Source organism: Marinospirillum sp. (genome assembly GCF_014859565.1).
The window spans coordinates 1-1825 of record NZ_JACUUA010000412.1; the positions used below are offsets into that span (position 1 = coordinate 1).

At 51.5% G+C, this 1825-nt stretch carries 1 protein-coding gene; it reads left to right on the plus strand.

Annotated elements, in window-relative coordinates:
* The first annotated feature begins 101 nt into the window (after positions 1-101).
* The gene (locus tag IBX50_RS20300; RefSeq protein ID WP_292258205.1) at positions 102-1796 is read left to right on the plus strand and encodes a class I SAM-dependent DNA methyltransferase; all 1695 of its coding nucleotides are present in this window, start codon (positions 102-104) and stop codon (positions 1794-1796) included.
* Positions 1797-1825 lie beyond the last annotated feature (29 nt).

Below are 1825 nucleotides of genomic sequence, written 5' to 3' on the forward strand. Positions count from 1 at the left end.
GATCTTTTATTCCAAGGGAGCGCCTTGAATGCGCTGCTTTGTAACCATTTCATGGTGAATCACTGATGGACATTCAACACCTGAGTCAGGAGACAGCAAAGGTGAGCAAAAATGCCTCTGAACTGGAAAACCAGTTTTTAAAAGAGCTGGATGACAAGCTCTGGAAAGCCGCCGATAAACTCCGTGCCAACCTGGATGCCGCCAACTACAAGCATGTGGTGTTGGGGCTGATCTTCCTTAAATATGTTTCTGATGCCTTTGAAGAACGGCAAGAGGAACTGCTGGAGCTGTTCAAAATCCAAGCCGACGACAATATCTATTACCTGCCTCGTGATGATTTTGATAGCGAAGCGGATTACCAGCAGGCGCTGACGGATGAGTTGGAGCTGCTGGACTACTACCGCGAAGCCAATGTTTTCTGGGTGCCAAAGATCGCCCGTTGGATCACGCTGAAAGAAAAAGCGGTATTGCCGCTGGGAACAGTGCTTTGGGAAGACGAAACCGGCAAGGAAGTGAAACTCCGCTCTGTGTCCTGGCTAATCGACAACGCGCTGGAAGAAATCGAAAAGAGCAACGCCAAGCTCAAAGGCATCCTTAACCGCATCAGCCAATACCAGCTGGATGATGACAAGCTGCTGGGTCTGATCAACACCTTCTCGGATACCTCTTTTACCAAGCCGGTGTATGGCGGTGTAAAGCTGCAACTGCACAGCAAAGACATTCTCGGCCATGTGTACGAATACTTTTTAGGCCAGTTCGCCCTGGCGGAGGGCAAACAGGGTGGCCAGTATTACACCCCAAAAAGCATCGTCACCCTGATTGTGGAAATGCTGGAACCCTATTCTGGCCGAGTGTATGACCCAGCGATGGGTTCAGGCGGCTTCTTTGTTTCCAGTGACCGCTTTATTGAAGAACACGCCAAGGAACAACACTACGACCCCAGCGAGCAGAAAAAGCATATTTCCGTGTATGGGCAGGAGTCCAACCCCACCACCTGGAAGCTGGCCGCCATGAACATGGCGATTCGCGGCATCGACTTTAACTTTGGCAAGAAAAACGCGGACACCTTTCTGGACGATCAGCACCCTGACCTGCGAGCTGATTTTGTGATGGCCAACCCGCCATTCAATATCAAGGACTGGTGGAGCGAGAGCCTAGCCGAAGATGTACGCTGGAAATACGGCACCCCGCCCAAGGGCAATGCCAACTTTGCTTGGATGCAGCACATGCTGCACCACCTAGCCCCAACGGGCAGCATGGCGCTGCTGCTGTCCAATGGCTCCATGAGCTCCAACACCAACAACGAAGGCGAAATTCGCAAACGCCTAGTGGAAGAAGATCTGGTCGAGTGCATGGTGGCGCTGCCGGGACAACTGTTCACCAACACCCAGATACCTGCCTGCATCTGGCTGTTAAGCAAAAACAAACGCCAGTCTAAAGAAATCCTGTTTATTGATGCTCGTAACCTGGGTTTTATGCGTGATCGGGTGCTGCGTGATTTTGCTCAGGAAGACATCAACAAAATTGCTGCTACTTTCCATGCCTGGCGCAAGGGTGAAAACTACGAAGACCAAGCCGGTTACTGCAAAGCCGCCAGCCTGGAAGAAATCCAGAAACATGATTTTGTGCTGACTCCGGGGCGATATGTTGGAGCGCAGGAACAGGAAGACGACGGCGAACCCTTTGCCGACAAGATGACCCGTTTGACAGAGCAGCTGAAAGAACAGTTTGCCGAAAGTGACCGGCTGAAAGCGGAAATCAAAAGAAACCTTGGGGGCTTGGGGTATGCGCTTTGATCACCCCTTATGGCAAGAAATCCAGCAGG